This window comes from Bradyrhizobium sp. 137 (assembly GCF_023074095.1).
Taxonomy (GTDB): domain Bacteria; phylum Pseudomonadota; class Alphaproteobacteria; order Rhizobiales; family Xanthobacteraceae; genus Bradyrhizobium.
This window is the reverse complement of the sequence record NZ_JADPKU010000057.1, coordinates 1-14,694: the sequence shown is the minus strand read 5'-3', so window position 1 is coordinate 14,694 and position 14,694 is coordinate 1. Positions and strand designations below refer to the sequence as shown.

The following is a 14,694-nucleotide window of genomic DNA, read 5'->3' as shown; positions in this document are numbered from 1 at the left end:
TCTGCTGCCGCTGATAAGCATAAACCCCGACAACGCGGCAAAGACAGTCCGCTTCGACAAGGCTTGGTTTGTGGCGAAACGCGCTGATGGCAAGACGAATGAGGATTACATACAGGAGCGTTGGCTGGCATGGCGGGCGCAGTGACTCCGCCGCTGCCGGCGCTGCTCAGACGTCTTTGCTAGTTTCGTCGTCAGCGAAGCCCCACACGATGGGCTTGGTTGCTGCATCAGCGTTGGCGACGTAAGCGGGTAGCTTACGATCCAGATGAAGGTTGGGGACACGCCGACGACACGCGCCCCGATGCTCGGCGAGCATACGGACGAGGTGCTGTCGCGCTTCGGCTTTCGAGGCGACGAGATCGCAGCGCTTCGGGCGAAAGGTGCTACAGCATGAAGACCCAGATTTTGAGAGAGTCCCGTCGACTCGATCCCCAAGTACGATTGGGCGATCCAGCCCAGCTGGCTTCTGGACGAGGGTGACGCCGGAGGACGTTGCAGAACACGAGCACTGGGGCCCCGTCTCGTGGAGGCGGGAACGCGAAATCTGAAAGGGCGCTCGCCTGCGTATCTGATACGCACGCGCCACCATACGATTCTGTTCGATACGTGCTGCGGCAATGACAAGGAGCGTCCGTATTACCTCCAGTGCCATCGATTGCATGCACACTTCCTTGAGAACCTCGCGCGCGCGGGCGTCCTTTCGAACAGGTCGATTTCGTCATGTGCTCGCATCTGCATGCCGACCATATCGGCTGGAACACGCGGCTGCTCAACGGCGAGTGGGTGCCCACTTTCCCCAACGCCCGCTACGTCATCAGCAAAGGTGAATTCGAATGACGCCATCGGGGCGGGAACGGTCAAGCCGTACCGGAAGCTGTCGCGGGACGACAGTGTATTGCTCGTGGTGGACCGCGGTTTGGCGACGTTCGTGGAGGATGACCATGCCGTCGAGAACGAAATGCCGGACGAGGTGCGCGACATGCCCCTCCACGGCCACACCAAACATCACTGCGGCCTTTATCTCTGCTCGCGGTCGTAGGATGCGATCTTCAGCGCCGACGCTATCCACCAACCGATCCAGTTCGCGCGGCCCGATTGGGTCAACCCCGGCTACGACGCCGCGACGGCAAGCCAAGTGATACGCGACCTAATTGCCCGCTGCATCGACACGCCGACGAAGCTGCTGCCAGCACATTTTCCAACCCCCACAGCAGGGCGCGTAGTGAGCGATGCGGGCCACATATGTTTTCGTTTTGACGAGGATTGAAAGGCGAATCCATTCTGGTGGCGTCACGCTCTCGATGAAGGGTGCTTTCGGCCCGCGCCAAGCGGCCGAGCTCTTTGAAGTGCAGGTGGATCATCTCGCCGGCGGCGGAGCGCTCGTGGCGGATCACGGGAGCTTTGGGTCGAGGTCCGCCCGCCGGCCCAGTCCCAATCTGCGAAGCCTCGCCCCCACGGTTGAGGCGCCATACCGAGCGCCTAGGCGATCGCCGGGCCAGTCCAACGGTGCCGCCGCAACTGCGCGATCTCGCGGACGCGGCCTCGGGTGTCTTGCGCAGACATCGGAGGCGCCGAGCTGAAACCGTAAAGTTTCCGCTCGCCTCCCCATCGATGCCTATCCAGTTATCGATAGAGCGGCCGAGTCGTGCGATGTGCGCCGTGCGTCAAAATGGAGCAGATTTTCGGCGATTTTCATTCCTTTTTTCCGCCTTTGCGGCGTGGACTTCACCTATACTGAGCGCACTGCTGATAAATCAGTTATCGGAAAGGCAAAGCGGCGCGTTATTGCTCGAGCAGGGATATCCGCTGGTGCTCCACAGAGAGAAATTTATGCAGACCGGGAAGTCAGACCTGACCACCGCCTTTGCTGAGGTGTTACAGGGCGTCGCGACAACAGAATTGGCTGCTGATACTGTGCAGGCTGCGAAGCAACGCATTCTCGATATGTTGAGCGTCACCTTCGATGGATTGGAGGAGCCGGCATCGGCGGTTGCTTTTCGCTCAGTAGGTCCGAGTGACGGTCTGTGTACCGTGATTGGTTGCAGTGCCACCGCCGCCGCGGCAGACGCCGCTTTTGTGAACGCCGTCACGAGCCACACCACGGGTCAGGCGGATTGTGGAGGCGGAGGTCATCCTGGAACCTTCGTGGTTCCTGTATCACTCTCGCTCGGCGAGCAGCATCGACGCTCAGGCAAAGAGGTATTGAGTGCGATTGTTGTTGGCTACGAAGCGACGCAACGGATGCATATGGCCGCAGCTGCGGGTTTGCATTCGAACGGGTTTCGTGCAGTCCCGGCGATCGGGGTATTCGGCGCCGCCGCCGCTGCGTCGTTTTTGTCTGGTCTCGACACGCGCCAATTCGCCAACGCACTTAACTTCGCCGCAAACATGGCTGGCGGGTTCTACGAGGGCTTCGGTCATGGGACGATCGAAGGCCACGTCCACGCGGGTCTTGCAGCCCGAGCCGGGATCACCGCGGCGGCTCTCGCTGGGGCTGGTGGTGAAACCTCGCCAGCCACACTCGACGGCGCCGCCGGATTCTTCAGCACCTTCGCGCGCGACCGAGATTACGAGCCCGGCGCTTTGACAGCGCAAACGGCAGGGCTCGGGATCCACAGCGCCTGGTCCAAGCCCTTCCCCGCTTGCAAAGCCAATCAGGAGACGATGCGCCTGATCCGATCGCTTCAGCCTGCTGGCTTTGCACCCTCCGAGATCGAGCGCGTCATAGTCACCCGACCGGCGAGGGACTACGACGCGCCCGGAATCCGCGCTGAGCCCCCCTATCATAACACGGTGCAGGTGCTGATGTCGGCCAAGTTCACGTCCATCGCCACGCTGCTCGGCAAACCGGTCACGGAGTTCCGATACTTCAAGGAGTCGTTCGGGGATCCGAACGTGGAGGCAGTCGCGCGCAAGACAACCTTGCTGACGACTGACGCGGGCGATGAGACCGTCACCGTCGAAGTCGTGCGGACAGATGGCCAGACGCTCACCCTATGTTCTGCAGACGTGGCCCACCTGACTTGGGATACAGACCTTGAGGCCAGGTTTCAGCGCCTTGCGTCCCCGCGACTTCATGGCACCGCCCGAAGCGTGCTCGACGTCGTGGCGGGTCTGGAATCCGCACGTGACATTCGGAAGCTCATGCAACTCGTCCGAGCATAGCCGTATAATCGCGGACCCAACGAGTGCGACGGTTAAGAAGTACACGCCACCGGCGAGAAAGGACTCCTAATAAATGTCCAAGACGATGACGGAGAAGCTTCTCGCAAGAGCGTCCGGCAAGGACGCGGTCTCGGTCGGCGATGTCGTTACGGCGAAGATCGATGTGGTCTCGATGCCGGATTCAGCCGTTGACGATTGGCTCGTCGAGAACAATCTCAAGGCCTGGGATCCAAAGCGCGTGGTCTTCTCGTTCGACCATTTCCCTCCTCGAGCGACGGAGGCGAACGTCAAATGGTGGGGCGATGTGGAGCGATCAAGGGAGTTTGCGCAGAAGATAGGCGTACCGAAAGAGAACATCTACGACATCGGCAGACATGGTCTATCGCACCAAGTCCCGGCCGAAGAGGGATGGGTTCTGCCAGGCACCTTTTATCTTTCTTCGGACACACAAGGCGCCACGATGGGCGCGCTGAACTGCTTCGCGATGGCAGGAATCTTCTCGACCTTCCCGGCATTGGCGACAGGTGAGATATGGATGGTCGTGCCAGAGTCTGTCCGAATAGACCTGACTGGAGAGATTCCCAAAGGGATACTCGGAAAGGACATCTACTTCCGGCTGCTGCAAGACCTTCGTGGCCGAGCTGATAGTCGCGTGCTTGAGTTCGGGGGGCCGGGGTTGCAGTCATTGCCTATCGACGTGCGCATGGGCGTCGCGAACGGTTCGAATCACATCGGCGCTATAACCTCGGTCTTCGAACCGGACCAGAGGCTTCTCGAATATTTGAAGCCCAAGGCCAGGGAACCGTTCGAACCGGTGACTCCGGACCAAGACGCTAAGTACGTCGATTCCTACGAATACGACCTCTCCACGTTCGAACCCCTGGTTTCCGGGCCCGGGGACATTTCGAGGATTCAACCCCTCAGCGAGGTGAGGGGGACAAGGGTCCAGGCCGCCTACATAGGGTCGTGCTCAGGCGGAAGGATGGAGGATCTCAAGCTCGCGGCGGAGGTTCTGGACGGGCGGAAGGTCTCGCCTGACGTACGACTCGTCGTGACGCCGATTTCGTCGAACGTGCAACGGGACGCCGCCGAGAACGGGGTGCTTCGGACACTCCTGCGCGCTGGTGCGACCGTGACCTCACCGGGATGCGGCGCGTGCCATTTCGGCAATGATACGCCGCTACGGCTCGCCGATGGAGAGACGTGCATCACGGCTTCCGTCGAGAACTATGCCGGGCGGATGGGCAGCACCAAGGCGAATATCTACGCCGCGAACGCAGCCGTTGTAGCCGCATCGGCGCTTACGGGGGAGATCAGTGACCCCAGAGGCTATCTCAGATGAACACCCTCACGCTCAAAGGCAAGGTGTGGAAATACGGCGACCACGTCAGCGTCTATTACTTCTTCCCCGCGATCTACGAGATGCTGGGTATCGCCGGACAACCGGAAGAGCTTGCCAGGCATTTTCTTGAAGAAGTCGATCCGGAGCTGGTCCGGAAAGTCGAGGCTGGCGATATAATCGTGGCGGGAAAGGGCTTCGGGCAGGGCAAACATCACTACGACTACATCAATGCGTTCCAGAAGCTGGGGTTCGCTGGCTTTCTCGCCGAGAGTTTTCACCCGCAGTTCCAGCGCGAGTGCATCGACCGCGGAGTTCCAGCCATCGCGTACCCAGACCTTCCATCGAAGGTCACGTCCGGCGATCTTCTGGAGCTGGACCTCAGGACGGGAAAGGGAAACCTCCTGAACCGGTCGGTTGCGCTTGGCGTGGGGCCTACACCGCAAGTTTTCCTCTCGATTTTGGCGGCTGGAGGTTTAAAGCCCTACACCCTACAAAAGCTCGCTAGCCGAAGGAGGCTAGTACCCGCTTTTCTTGGAACGTGAGTCGTGATTCAGGATCGGGATGATACCCGAAGCAATAGAAGTCCGCCTTTCGAGGAAAGATCGCAACGTGCTTGCTTGAGGCGTGTTGTCGCTCACCGATGACATTGCAGCGTGGTTTGAAGCGGGGCCGATAGTCCTGTTGGCGGCCGACGGGCGCAGCACCCGGTCGATTGCCAAGGAAGTTGGGGCCGGCCGCGGATTGTCAGCCTTTGGCGGCATCGCTATGCCGACTAGGGCCGAAGGGCTGCAAGACAAGCCACAGCCGGCAAGCGGCCGATCTATACGAAGACGAGAGCGGCTGCTGGATAAGCCGCCGCCAGAAGGTTCGCACGCTGGACCGGCCCTCTGCTGGCCGAGGCACTCGACGATGTTGACGCCCAATATGTCTGGCGGTTCCTCCGCAGCCACAAGATTGACCTCGCGGCTCGCAAGTTTTGGGTGTGAGATCAACGACCCCGAACTTTACGGTCAAAGCCGCCGATGTGGTTGGCCTTTACGTCGTCCCGCCGGAGAAGTGCTCTGCGTGGACGAGAAGCCCTCGATCCAGGCTTTGGAGCGAGCGCAGGGCTATCTGAAGCTGTTCAATGGCGCACATTACGGCATGCGGCCTTCCCGCAACAATCGCGGCATCGCCCACGAGAACGGGGCGATCGAGAGCTCGCACGGCCATCTCAAGCGGACGATCGCCGATGCGCTGCTGTTTGCGCGGCACTGCCGACTTCGATGATCTCGCCGCCTATCGCGGCTTCATCGACGAGATCGTCGGCCTTCGCAATGCCCGCAAGGCCAAGCGCATCGACCACGAGCCCGCTACCCTGCAGGCGTTGCCGGATCGCCGCACCTCGGACTACGAGGAGGTGATTGTCCGCGTGACGTCAAGCGGCGGCTTCACCTTGCGCAAGGTGTTCTACACCGTGCCGTCACGCCTGATCGGCCACCAGCTGCGGGTGCGCCTTTATGACGATCGTCTCGATGTGTTCATCGGCGGCACCCATCTCGTCACCCTGCCGCGTGGGCGGCCGCATCCCAACGGCAAGCACGACCAGGTCGTCGATTATCGGCACGCGATCCATTCCTTGCGGCGCAAGCCAGTGGCGCTGCTCAATCTCGTCTACCGTGATCGGCTGTTCCCGCGCGAGGCCTATCGCCGAACCTTCGATCGCTTGCGCGAACGATTGCCGGACAGGAAAGCCTGCCGGCTCATGGTCGATCTGCTTGCGCTGGCGCACGAGCGCGGCTGCGAGGCCGAACTCGCCGGTCAGCTCGCCGCCGACCTGGACGCCGGCCAACTGCCCGACCTCGGACGGCTGCGCGCCCACTTCGCGCCCGATCCTGCCTGCGTGCCGCAGGTCATGGTGCAGCTTGCCCCACTCGCCAGCTATGAGTGCCTCATCGGCGCCAGCCAGATCGGAGACGCCGCATGAACACGGCCAACGCCGTCGACACCGCGCGCCTCAATCTGTTGCTCAACGAGCTGCGGCTGCCCGCCATCAAGGTGCTGTGGCCACAGTTTGCCGAGCAGTCCGACAAGGAAGGTTGGCCGGCGGCCCGCTTCCTCGCACCATCGCCGAGCAGGAGATCGCTGAACGCGGCCGCCGTCGCGTCGAGCGCCATCTCGTCGAGGCGCGGCTGCCCGCCGGAACGACCTTCGATAAGTTCGACTTCGAGGCCGTGCCGATGATCTCCAAGGCGCAGGTGACCGCGCTAGCGGCCGGCGATGGCTGGTTGGGCAAGGGCGCCAATCTGCTCCTGTTCGGCCCGCCCGGCGGCAAGAGCCACTTGGCGGCAGCGATCGGCTTGGCCCTCATCGAGAACGGATGGCGCGTCCTCTTCACCCGCATCACCGATCTCGTGCAGAAGCTCCAGGTGGCGCGGCGCGAGCTCAACCTCCAGGCGGCCATCAATCGTCTCGATCGCTTCGATCTCATGATCCTTGACGACCTCGCTTACGTCACCAAGGACCAGGCCGAGACCAGCGTGCTGTTCGAGCTCATCAGCGCACGCTACGAGCGGCGCTCGATGCTGATCACGGCCAATCAGCCGTTCGGCGAATGGAACAAGGTCTTCCCGGAGCCGATGACTTCATGGTGCCTCCTTCTTCGAACGCTTGCTGCGTCTTACCCGGTTGCGAAGCCGACTGATTTGTTCGTCTGAGAGCTCGATCTGCCATGGCTGGCTTTTGGTTAACTGATGACCTACCAGCAATCCGCGCGCGAGATAATCGAACACGTTGCGGGGTTACTCCAAGCTCAGCCGCTGCGCCTTGAATTGAGAAGCTACGGTCGGGCCAGCGCATCGGATTCTCGTCGACGCCGTTGATTTTGACGGTGGGAATGCTCCAGCGGGTACGCAGTACCCAGACGTTCTCGCCTTTGAAGGCGCAGCCTCGGGCCGCGACGAAGCCTTCCTGATTGAGTACTGCCGCGATCTCGGCATCCATTTTGTGTTCAGCATTCAACTCGACGATCCGTTGATGCAACCGATCAATGTCGATGTAATCGCGGTATGTGTGAACGCGCCGTTGTACGTGATGCTCGCTGGTTGCGCCGGTCTGCCAGACGATCTTGAGCCACACCTGACCTCGGGTCCGCTTCTGATCAAGAACGACCGGGACTTTATCTGGAGCAGGCGCTCTCCGATATGGCGCACGCTGAGTGGCGCGAGGCCATACCCTCACGAGTTCGGTGCTTACATAACCGGGTGCGATCGTGTTATGTTGTGATCCACCGAACTCCGCGGTACGTTAATGATTGCGTCTTCAGGCAGCGATTTGACGCTCTCTCTTGCAAGATCACGCAATGAACTTTCGCTGACGGCCCGGCGCATCTTCGGCATCGAGAACGACTGGAACTTCGGCGCAGTGCGGGAGACGGATTGGTCGGATGTCGGCGGCAATTCCCACATCAACCATGTGCCTTATTGAAGCGGTGCGAGGAAGTTCGGGTACGATACTTTCTACGATGTTCTGGGTTGTTGGCCAGATATCACCACACAAGGTCTTGTGGTGCGATCACTCCCCTCAATTTCGAACGTGGCCTGCGGCTTGTTGATCCGAAGCGCGGCGATCTCGTTCCCTGCAGGAGCCGTCCAGAGTATCAACAGCATGACATTCGAAATGAAATGGCGGCCGCCAACTGAGGGGGCCAACTGCCTAGTTCTCTCAGGATGCGGTCGCGGTGCGCGATGTGCTCGGCTTACAGGAGGCAACATGTCTTCAGGAGCGCCGGCCGCATCCGACTGGACATGGTGAAACCGACAGGCGGCCCCCCAGGCGCGATACAGCTCGCACAAGCCCGAGCACCGGTATCCGCCGGGGCCGGCACCGTACTCCTCACATCTGTGAACGCCCCAGTGAGCGCAAGAGGATTCTTTCGTAAGGCCCTGCGCGCAATCGGGTGCTGACATGTCTCCGGCCTGATGCGACTGGTATTGCGTCGCGGGCAAGTCGAGAGCATGAGCATTCGACGCCGTAGCGCGGAGACGACCAGTGATTACGAGAAACTCGCTATACGAACCGCCAGGCCCAAATCGCGCAACCTTGCTTACGGAAAAGGAATTCCGCGACGCGCAGCTTTAGCAGACAGAATCTCCAAGGCTTATTTCCCCGCATCATGATCGTTGCTCTCGAGCGCAGTCCGGAATTTGATTTGTTCGTGATTTGTGACGCGGCTGCCAACATTGCGCAGCGTTGGACTGAGACAAGCATAGGCGAGCAGGCCGGCGAGCACCACCGACTCTAGGAAAAACGGAGCCGGAGCGAAAACCTCATACAGGCTCACCGCGAACGGCGCGAAAAGCACATTCACACCACTGATCGCCCCTATAGCTCCGGCGACGCGCCCCTGGTCCTTCATCGGAACGGAAAGGGACGCACCGACGATGAAGCCCGGTCGGGCCAAGGCGAAGCCGAGGCTAGCAAGGGCATAGCCTACGATAGCGGTGGCGTAGTTCGGCGAGAGGGCGACCAAGACGCTGCCAAGGGATGCCAGTCCGGCACCCCATCGCAGGAGGACCTTCGGGGTCATGCGGAACATTGGGATGAGGCCCCAGAGCGCAAGTAAACTTGCAAGCGCCCCGCCGACCATCGCGATCTCGATATGACCTTGAGCTATGTGCAGCAAGGCCGAGGACGGGAGCTCAGGTAGCGCTTTGCTCGTTTTGTCGATGATCAGGAAGCCCAATGTCTGTGCCAGCGCATTCTGGCAGACGAAGAGCAGGAAGCCGTAAACGATGAAGGGGGCAAAGTTGGACTGGAGCCACACCTGTTTACGCGCCACCTTATCACTCCGGAGCGGTGGCTTCGTCACCAAGATCGGCGCCTCATCTAGATAGAGCGCGACGATAATGAGCATTATCGTGGCGATCAGGGCAAACGCGTACAGCGGTCCTGCAAATCCAAAGACGCCAATGATGAAGAGTGGCGCCAGCACTGGGCCAACCACGGTGCCAAGACTGGAAGCCCCAGCAATGCTCGACATCCACCGCGTGCGCTCGGCGGGGCAGGTGCGCTCCGCGATATAGGTTTGACTCGCCGGGCTGGTGGCCGAGCCGAAGAGCCCATAGATCGCGCGACAGACCAGGAAAAATCCGAAGACGATCGTGGGAGTTGACAAGTCGGCCAGACCGGCGCTCACCACCAGGCCACAGAGCATCATGGAAACCGCAAATCCAGCAAGGCCGACGATCATGAGCGGCTTACGGCCTCGAAGATCCAATTGACGAGCCCAGAACGGCGAGGACGCAGCCCACAACAGGGAGGAGAGCGAAAAAATGGCCGCCACCATCGAGTCTGCGATGCCAATCGCGCGGCCGATCGACGGAAGCACTGATTGCAGCCCGTTGTTGCCAATTGCGGTGGTCATCGAGACAGAGAAGATAATGACGAAGGCGCGGCGCGAAAGCTTGGGCACATCGGACACGTGGCTTCTTGCTAGGGCTGGCGGCTGGAACTTAACCCCGTCCGGCCGGCGAAAGTATTTCATCTGGCCGTGCGCCCCAAGTTTAAGAGGAGGTCACGGGAACGAAAGCGCAACTTAGCTCGGCAGCCGAATTGCAGCTTCGATCAGCCGTTCTTGCAGAAGTTCGGCGTCTTGGCCAAAAATTAGCGGAAAGTCTGCGAGACATGAATCCGAACTCTACGCACATCGGTAGCTTACATCTCTCGGCGGCAAGCCGACGCCAGCTTAAAGATGCCGCGTCCGTGATCACGGGTTGTTTCCGGCAAAGCCCTCGTGAATGAGAGCGATCTCAATCTAATTGCTCATTCTGTGAAAACTGGTTCTCGTTGTGGGTTTCATTCCGATGGATTTTTTCCGCGCGACGGTGGGCCCGAACTGTCGCTGCTGATCTCGCGAAGACGCCGTGCAAGGCGGGCTGCAAAAAGGGCGCAAGTAAATTGCGACTTGAATGCGGGTTTTGTGAGCGCTGCATCGGAAAAGGCTACCAAGCTCGTCACTCTCAAGCGCGGCCTATTTCAGTGCGTGCGGATTGACGGGCGAGCCAAAGCCGCCGGTAACCTCCAGAGGCGGAGCTGCAAGCAAGAAGCTGTAGCGTCCGTCGCCGGCGCAGTCGGCGGCCAGCGTCTCTAGATTGAACATCTCGCCTAGCGGCATGCCCATGTCGCGCAGCGCCAGCATGTGGAAGGCCAGCGGCATATCCGAACCCATCCCCTCGGCGTCTAATATCTCCACAGCCACGTTGTCGGCGGCTACAGCGGCCATCGATTTGTCATGAGCCCACTCCGCGCAGGTATAGCTGAGGCCCGGCTGCATTCCCATAAACACCTCGCGGTCCCTGTCGGCGGTGAACCAAAGCATGTGGCCGGTGTGTATCAGGAGAATGTCGCCGGCGCCGACGCTTACGCCTTGCTTTTCGCATGCGGCGTTCAGATCATCGACCGTGATCGCGTAGTCGAGCGGCAGCCGCTCAACACCTTTTAGCCGCGCAATGTCCAGCAGGACCCCGCGCGATACGATGCCGGGGGCTGCCAGATGGTCGATGCCCATCTTCAGTGCGCCGTTTTCGGTGAGGCATTTGCGCGCGTTGCAGCCATTGTAAAGGTGACCGTCGTAATGAACGTGACCGAGCGCGTCCCATTGCGTTGAGCATTGCAGGGGCATGTGGATGACGTCATCGGAGTAGCAGACTCCTTGCGCGCCACGGCCCATCGGAGTGAAAAGGTCTGTCGCGTAGACCATCGGGTTGAACCGCTTGCGTCCCAGCTGCGGCCCATTTCGGTCGAACCGTAGACCGAGGTTAAAGAGTTTGCCATCGCGAACCTCGGCGGCCGCGTTCTTCAGCGTTTCTGGCCCGATGTGGTTAAGCGTGCCGCGCTGGTCCGTTTCCCCCCAACGCCCCCAGTTGCGCAGCTTATCAGCAAGATGGTCAAAATTGACTGGCCGCATGGCCGGCTCCTTTTTTGGTCGCAAAATGTTGCGCAGCTTGGACTCTTTGGTGAAACGCCTCTTCGCATGCTGGCATTCTTAATTGACATCGGCGCCCGCGAGCCGCTCTCGTCGTGAAGTGCCGCTCTTGCCTGAGATGTTACCGCTTCACGACAGTTCTGCCGGCGCAAAATCGAGTGGCGTCATACCGAAATTATGCGCGCGATCACAACGATATGCAGCTTTTCACACAAGCCGCACCCCCAGCTTTATGATGTTCTTAAGCAAGCGATCAATCGGGTGCGCACCCCGAACAAAATGAGGACTTTAGCTCGATGAATTCGTGCTGCTCGACATCGTGGCAGGTCTCATGCAGTGCGGTTGCTACTAACCTGAATGGCTGCGCGGAACCATGGGGAAGAAGTGCGCGCGAGTTACGGTGATCGGCGAGCTCTCATAGGTTCATGTAGAGAATTGAGCAAAAGGGGCGGCAGCCGTGCATGTCGCGCAGAATTCCGTCACTTGATCGAAAAGTAAGCTCGTAAGTCGTGCATCGAAATTGGTAAAATTGGGCCAAGTAAGTAAAATTGGGCCAAGTAAAATGCCATGGAGGAAATAAGCAATGTTGGCCCAACAGCCTGATGTAGCCACTGTGTCCAAAGTCAATCTCTCGGCCGCAAAGGAGAAATACGCTCGAGACGGCTATTGCATCATTCCTGACGTCTTGTCGTCGAGTGAAGTTGCCAAAGTTCGCCAGCGCATTGTCGAACAGGCGGCGGCCGAAAAAGCCCTCGGCTGGGCACGCGAGGATGCTGGACCGACCCAGCTGAAGAAGATACTGGAAGATCAGACGGGCGCGCTGACGGAGAACGTTTCCGAAATCGAAGGAGGCGTGAACCAGCGAATGAATATGCTCCTCAATAAGGGAAAGATCCTACGCGACCTGGTGACCCACCCGGTTGCCCTCAAGCTTGCCGAGCATGTTCTGGGAGCCAATTTCCTCCTGAGCTCCTTCACGGCGAACAGTAAGCGCTAAGCCGCCCTAAGCCGACACCCTGGCTTCAGGGGTAGATTAAATGTGCGAAGAAGCCTCCTGCTTGAGCGGAGGTTTAGGATGGGATTAGACGGCAAAAGGGACGTCCATTTGGGCGGCTCGTCAGTTGGGGCAGTCAGTCGGCTTGAAGTGCTTGAAGGACGGTCCGGGCGTCGTTTGCGTTCAGGAGCTGAGCGGGCGCGGATCGTGGCCGAGAGGCTGCTGCCCGGCGCTCATGTGGCGGAGGTGCCGCGCAAGCACGGGGCGCCGCGCTGGCAGATTTACGATTGGCGACGACGCTTTCGACAGGGAGGCGAATTGCCATCGTGCGAGGCTTCGCAGCCGCCGTTCGCGCCGCCGGTTGTGGAAGGGTGTTAGAGGAGCGCCACATTCCGGCGGTCAGGCTTGAGATCGTGATTGGCGACGTCGTTGTGCGGACGGACGCGGCTATAGCAGCTGTCTCAGGTGACCCCGCCCCGTGCGAGGGTCACGATGATCGCTCCTGGTGCTGATCTGAAGATTTACATCGCGACGCGGCCGATCGACTTCCGCTGTGGCCACGATGGGCTAGCGGCGAAGGTGCAAGAGATGCTTCGTCTTGACCCGTTCAGCGGCGCGGCCTTCGTGTTCCGCTCGAAACGAGCGGACCGGATCAAGATTTTGGTCTGGGATCGAACGGGCCTCGTGTTGGTTCACAAGCGCCTCGAAGGTTGCAAATTCGTTTGGCCAACGATCGCGGACGGCGTGATGCGCATATCGCCGGCGATGTTCGCCGCCTTGTTCGAGGGGCTGGATTGGAGATTGGTCCGGCCGCAAGAAGCGCGGCGTCCGCAGGCAGCGGGATAGCTGCGGCAGAATGACTCGGAAGCTATTTTGCACGTAGCGCATGCGGCGGCGGTGTGCTCGAAATAGCGCATGAGGATCGCGGCGCTGCGCGACGAGAACGAACGCCTGAAGGCGCTTTTGGCGCAAACGCAGACTGCCTTGAGCGAGCATCAGGGGGCGCTGGCGGCGTCGGAGGAAGCGCGGCGTAGGCTGGAGTTCATTCTCGGCGAATGCGACGCGAGAAGTTCGGCGCGAAGTCCGAGAAGCTACGACCAGATCACTATCATTTGCCACTAGAAGACGTAGAGATCGCGCAAGGCGTCCTGGACGCCGCGCAGGAGAAGGCGGCGGCGATCATCCAGGGCCGATCGCGCGGCGGATCGGATCAAGCCCCTCATCGCAATCGGGGCTGCTTGCCTGCGCATTTGCCGCAGGTGGAGCGGACCATCGAGCCTGCGAGCACGCTCTGTCCGTGCGGTTGCGGCGCCATGACGAAAATCGGCGAGGACGTCAGCAAACGCCTCGATGTGATCCCGGCGCAATGGCGCGTGCTGGTCACGCGCCGCCCGAAATACGTCTGCCGTCGCTGCTCGGGCGCTATCGTGCAGGCACACGCGCCGGAGCATGTTGTGCCCGGCGGGCTGCCGACGGAAGCGGCCATTGCGCACGTGATCGTCTGCAAGTTCGGCGACCATACGCCGTTTTATCGTCAGGCCGAGATCTATGCGCGATAAGGGATCCGGCTCGATAGGGCGACGCTGGGCAACTGGTCAGGCCGCGCCTGCTTCCATCTCCAACCCGTCGGGGATCACATGCGCCGCCATCTGGCCACGGCGGATCGTCGGTTCATGGACGAAACCACAGCACCGGTGCTCGATCCCGGGCGTGGCCAAACGAAGAAGGGCTACTTCTGGACGATCGTCTCTGACGACCGAGGCCACAGCGGTCCAAGTCCGCCGATCGTGCTGTTCCGATATGCGTCCGGCCGCAGTGGCGCATTCGCCGAACGGTTCCTGGACGGCTTTAACGGACGCTTCCTGCAATGCGACGCCATGACGGCTATGACCGGCTGACCGAAGGTGCTCGACCGCAAGGGCCGAGGACGCTCGGTTGGAGCCATCTGCGCCGGCGCTTCGTCAAATTGGCGCGCAACAGCAAATCGCCGGTCGCCGAGACCGCAGTCCGGAAGATCGCACAGCTTTACGCCATCGAAGCTACGGTGCGCGGCTCATCGCCGGACAGCCGGTTGACCGCGCGCAAGGAGCATTCGCTGCCCATCGTCGCCGCGTTGAAGCCGTGGTTCGAGTGACCTTGCCCCCATATGTGGAACGGCCCGCGTGGCAAGAGCTTTTTCAATCGATTCACACATTGGGACGGTGCGGTCATATGTCCGGCCTTTGCGCG

Annotated in this window: 12 protein-coding genes and 4 pseudogenes; 14 read left to right on the top strand and 2 right to left on the bottom strand. The window is 60.5% G+C overall.

All coding sequences use genetic code 11. The features are described 5' to 3' along the window. Positions 1 to 693: 693 nt before the first annotated feature. From IVA78_RS17975 to istB, 8 genes and pseudogenes are all read left to right on the top strand, one after another. A pseudogene (locus IVA78_RS17975) lies at positions 694 to 837 on the top strand (MBL fold metallo-hydrolase); the annotation flags it as partial. Further along, a complete protein-coding gene (locus IVA78_RS17970; protein WP_247466783.1) occupies positions 824 to 1,039 on the top strand; it encodes a hypothetical protein in 216 nt (71 codons plus the stop codon). The pseudogene IVA78_RS17975 and the gene IVA78_RS17970, both read left to right, overlap by 14 nt. Positions 1,040 to 1,650: 611 nt before the next feature. Further along, positions 1,651 to 3,165 (top strand): MmgE/PrpD family protein, encoded by a 1,515-nt coding sequence (locus IVA78_RS17965; RefSeq protein ID WP_247466780.1) that lies wholly within the window; start codon positions 1,651 to 1,653, stop codon positions 3,163 to 3,165. A 73-nt stretch (positions 3,166 to 3,238) separates the two neighbouring features. Beyond that, on the top strand, positions 3,239 to 4,507 hold the full coding sequence (locus IVA78_RS17960) for an aconitase family protein (protein ID WP_247466778.1): 1,269 nt from the start codon (positions 3,239 to 3,241) through the stop codon (positions 4,505 to 4,507). Further along, entirely contained in the window at positions 4,504 to 5,049 is a 546-nt protein-coding gene (locus IVA78_RS17955) for a hypothetical protein (protein WP_247466775.1), read from the top strand. Before IVA78_RS17960 ends, IVA78_RS17955 begins: the two co-directional genes overlap by 4 nt. 19 nt (positions 5,050 to 5,068) lie before the next feature. After that, positions 5,069 to 5,638: pseudogene (locus IVA78_RS17950) on the top strand (helix-turn-helix domain-containing protein); the annotation flags it as partial. Then, a pseudogene (locus tag IVA78_RS17945) lies at positions 5,639 to 6,473 on the top strand (IS21 family transposase); the annotation flags it as partial. Next, positions 6,470 to 7,125 (top strand): annotated as a pseudogene (istB, locus tag IVA78_RS17940) (IS21-like element helper ATPase IstB); the annotation flags it as partial. The pseudogenes IVA78_RS17945 and istB, both read left to right, overlap by 4 nt. A gap of 1,520 nt (positions 7,126 to 8,645) precedes the next feature. On the opposite strand, the gene IVA78_RS17935 reads toward istB, so the two are convergent. Continuing rightward, positions 8,646 to 10,031 (bottom strand): MFS transporter, encoded by a 1,386-nt coding sequence (locus tag IVA78_RS17935; RefSeq protein ID WP_247466773.1) that lies wholly within the window; start codon positions 10,029 to 10,031, stop codon positions 8,646 to 8,648. Positions 10,032 to 10,517: 486 nt separating this feature from the next. Further along, entirely contained in the window at positions 10,518 to 11,453 is a 936-nt protein-coding gene (locus IVA78_RS17930; RefSeq protein WP_247466770.1) for a cyclase family protein, read from the bottom strand. Positions 11,454 to 12,054: 601 nt separating this feature from the next. On the opposite strand from IVA78_RS17930, the gene IVA78_RS17925 reads away from it, so the two are divergent. The 6 genes from IVA78_RS17925 to IVA78_RS34595 all read left to right on the top strand — a co-directional run bounded on the left by IVA78_RS17925 (position 12,055) and on the right by IVA78_RS34595 (position 14,599). Further along, positions 12,055 to 12,468 carry a phytanoyl-CoA dioxygenase family protein gene (locus IVA78_RS17925; protein WP_247466765.1) on the top strand — a complete coding sequence of 138 codons (414 nt, stop codon included), beginning with the start codon at positions 12,055 to 12,057 and terminating at the stop codon, positions 12,466 to 12,468. Positions 12,469 to 12,546: 78 nt separating this feature from the next. After that, the gene (locus tag IVA78_RS17920) at positions 12,547 to 12,843 is read left to right on the top strand and encodes a transposase (RefSeq protein ID WP_247466762.1); all 297 of its coding nucleotides are present in this window, start codon (positions 12,547 to 12,549) and stop codon (positions 12,841 to 12,843) included. Between the two features lie 114 nt (positions 12,844 to 12,957). After that, positions 12,958 to 13,311, top strand: a complete 354-nt coding sequence (tnpB, locus tag IVA78_RS17915) for an IS66 family insertion sequence element accessory protein TnpB (protein WP_247466759.1) — start codon at positions 12,958 to 12,960, stop codon at positions 13,309 to 13,311. Between the two features lie 209 nt (positions 13,312 to 13,520). Then, positions 13,521 to 14,024 carry an IS66 family transposase zinc-finger binding domain-containing protein gene (locus IVA78_RS17910; RefSeq protein ID WP_247466756.1) on the top strand — a complete coding sequence of 168 codons (504 nt, stop codon included), beginning with the start codon at positions 13,521 to 13,523 and terminating at the stop codon, positions 14,022 to 14,024. Between the two features lie 3 nt (positions 14,025 to 14,027). Further along, positions 14,028 to 14,363, top strand: a complete 336-nt coding sequence (locus IVA78_RS34600; RefSeq protein ID WP_346275306.1) for a transposase — start codon at positions 14,028 to 14,030, stop codon at positions 14,361 to 14,363. Beyond that, positions 14,333 to 14,599 (top strand): transposase, encoded by a 267-nt coding sequence (locus tag IVA78_RS34595; protein WP_346275305.1) that lies wholly within the window; start codon positions 14,333 to 14,335, stop codon positions 14,597 to 14,599. Before IVA78_RS34600 ends, IVA78_RS34595 begins: the two co-directional genes overlap by 31 nt. Positions 14,600 to 14,694: the final 95 nt, after the last annotated feature.

Coding starts and splice junctions, on each gene's coding strand:
- IVA78_RS17930 (WP_247466770.1), bottom strand. CDS start 11,453: ATGCGGCCAGTCAATTTTGACCATCTTGCTGATAAGCTGCGCAACTGG.
- IVA78_RS17920 (WP_247466762.1), top strand. CDS start 12,547: ATGGGATTAGACGGCAAAAGGGACGTCCATTTGGGCGGCTCGTCAGTT.
- IVA78_RS17965 (WP_247466780.1), top strand. CDS start 1,651: ATGTGCGCCGTGCGTCAAAATGGAGCAGATTTTCGGCGATTTTCATTC.
- IVA78_RS17955 (WP_247466775.1), top strand. CDS start 4,504: ATGAACACCCTCACGCTCAAAGGCAAGGTGTGGAAATACGGCGACCAC.
- IVA78_RS17925 (WP_247466765.1), top strand. CDS start 12,055: ATGTTGGCCCAACAGCCTGATGTAGCCACTGTGTCCAAAGTCAATCTC.
- IVA78_RS34595 (WP_346275305.1), top strand. CDS start 14,333: ATGCGACGCCATGACGGCTATGACCGGCTGACCGAAGGTGCTCGACCG.
- IVA78_RS17960 (WP_247466778.1), top strand. CDS start 3,239: ATGTCCAAGACGATGACGGAGAAGCTTCTCGCAAGAGCGTCCGGCAAG.
- IVA78_RS17935 (WP_247466773.1), bottom strand. CDS start 10,031: ATGAAATACTTTCGCCGGCCGGACGGGGTTAAGTTCCAGCCGCCAGCC.
- tnpB (WP_247466759.1), top strand. CDS start 12,958: ATGATCGCTCCTGGTGCTGATCTGAAGATTTACATCGCGACGCGGCCG.
- IVA78_RS17910 (WP_247466756.1), top strand. CDS start 13,521: ATGCGACGCGAGAAGTTCGGCGCGAAGTCCGAGAAGCTACGACCAGAT.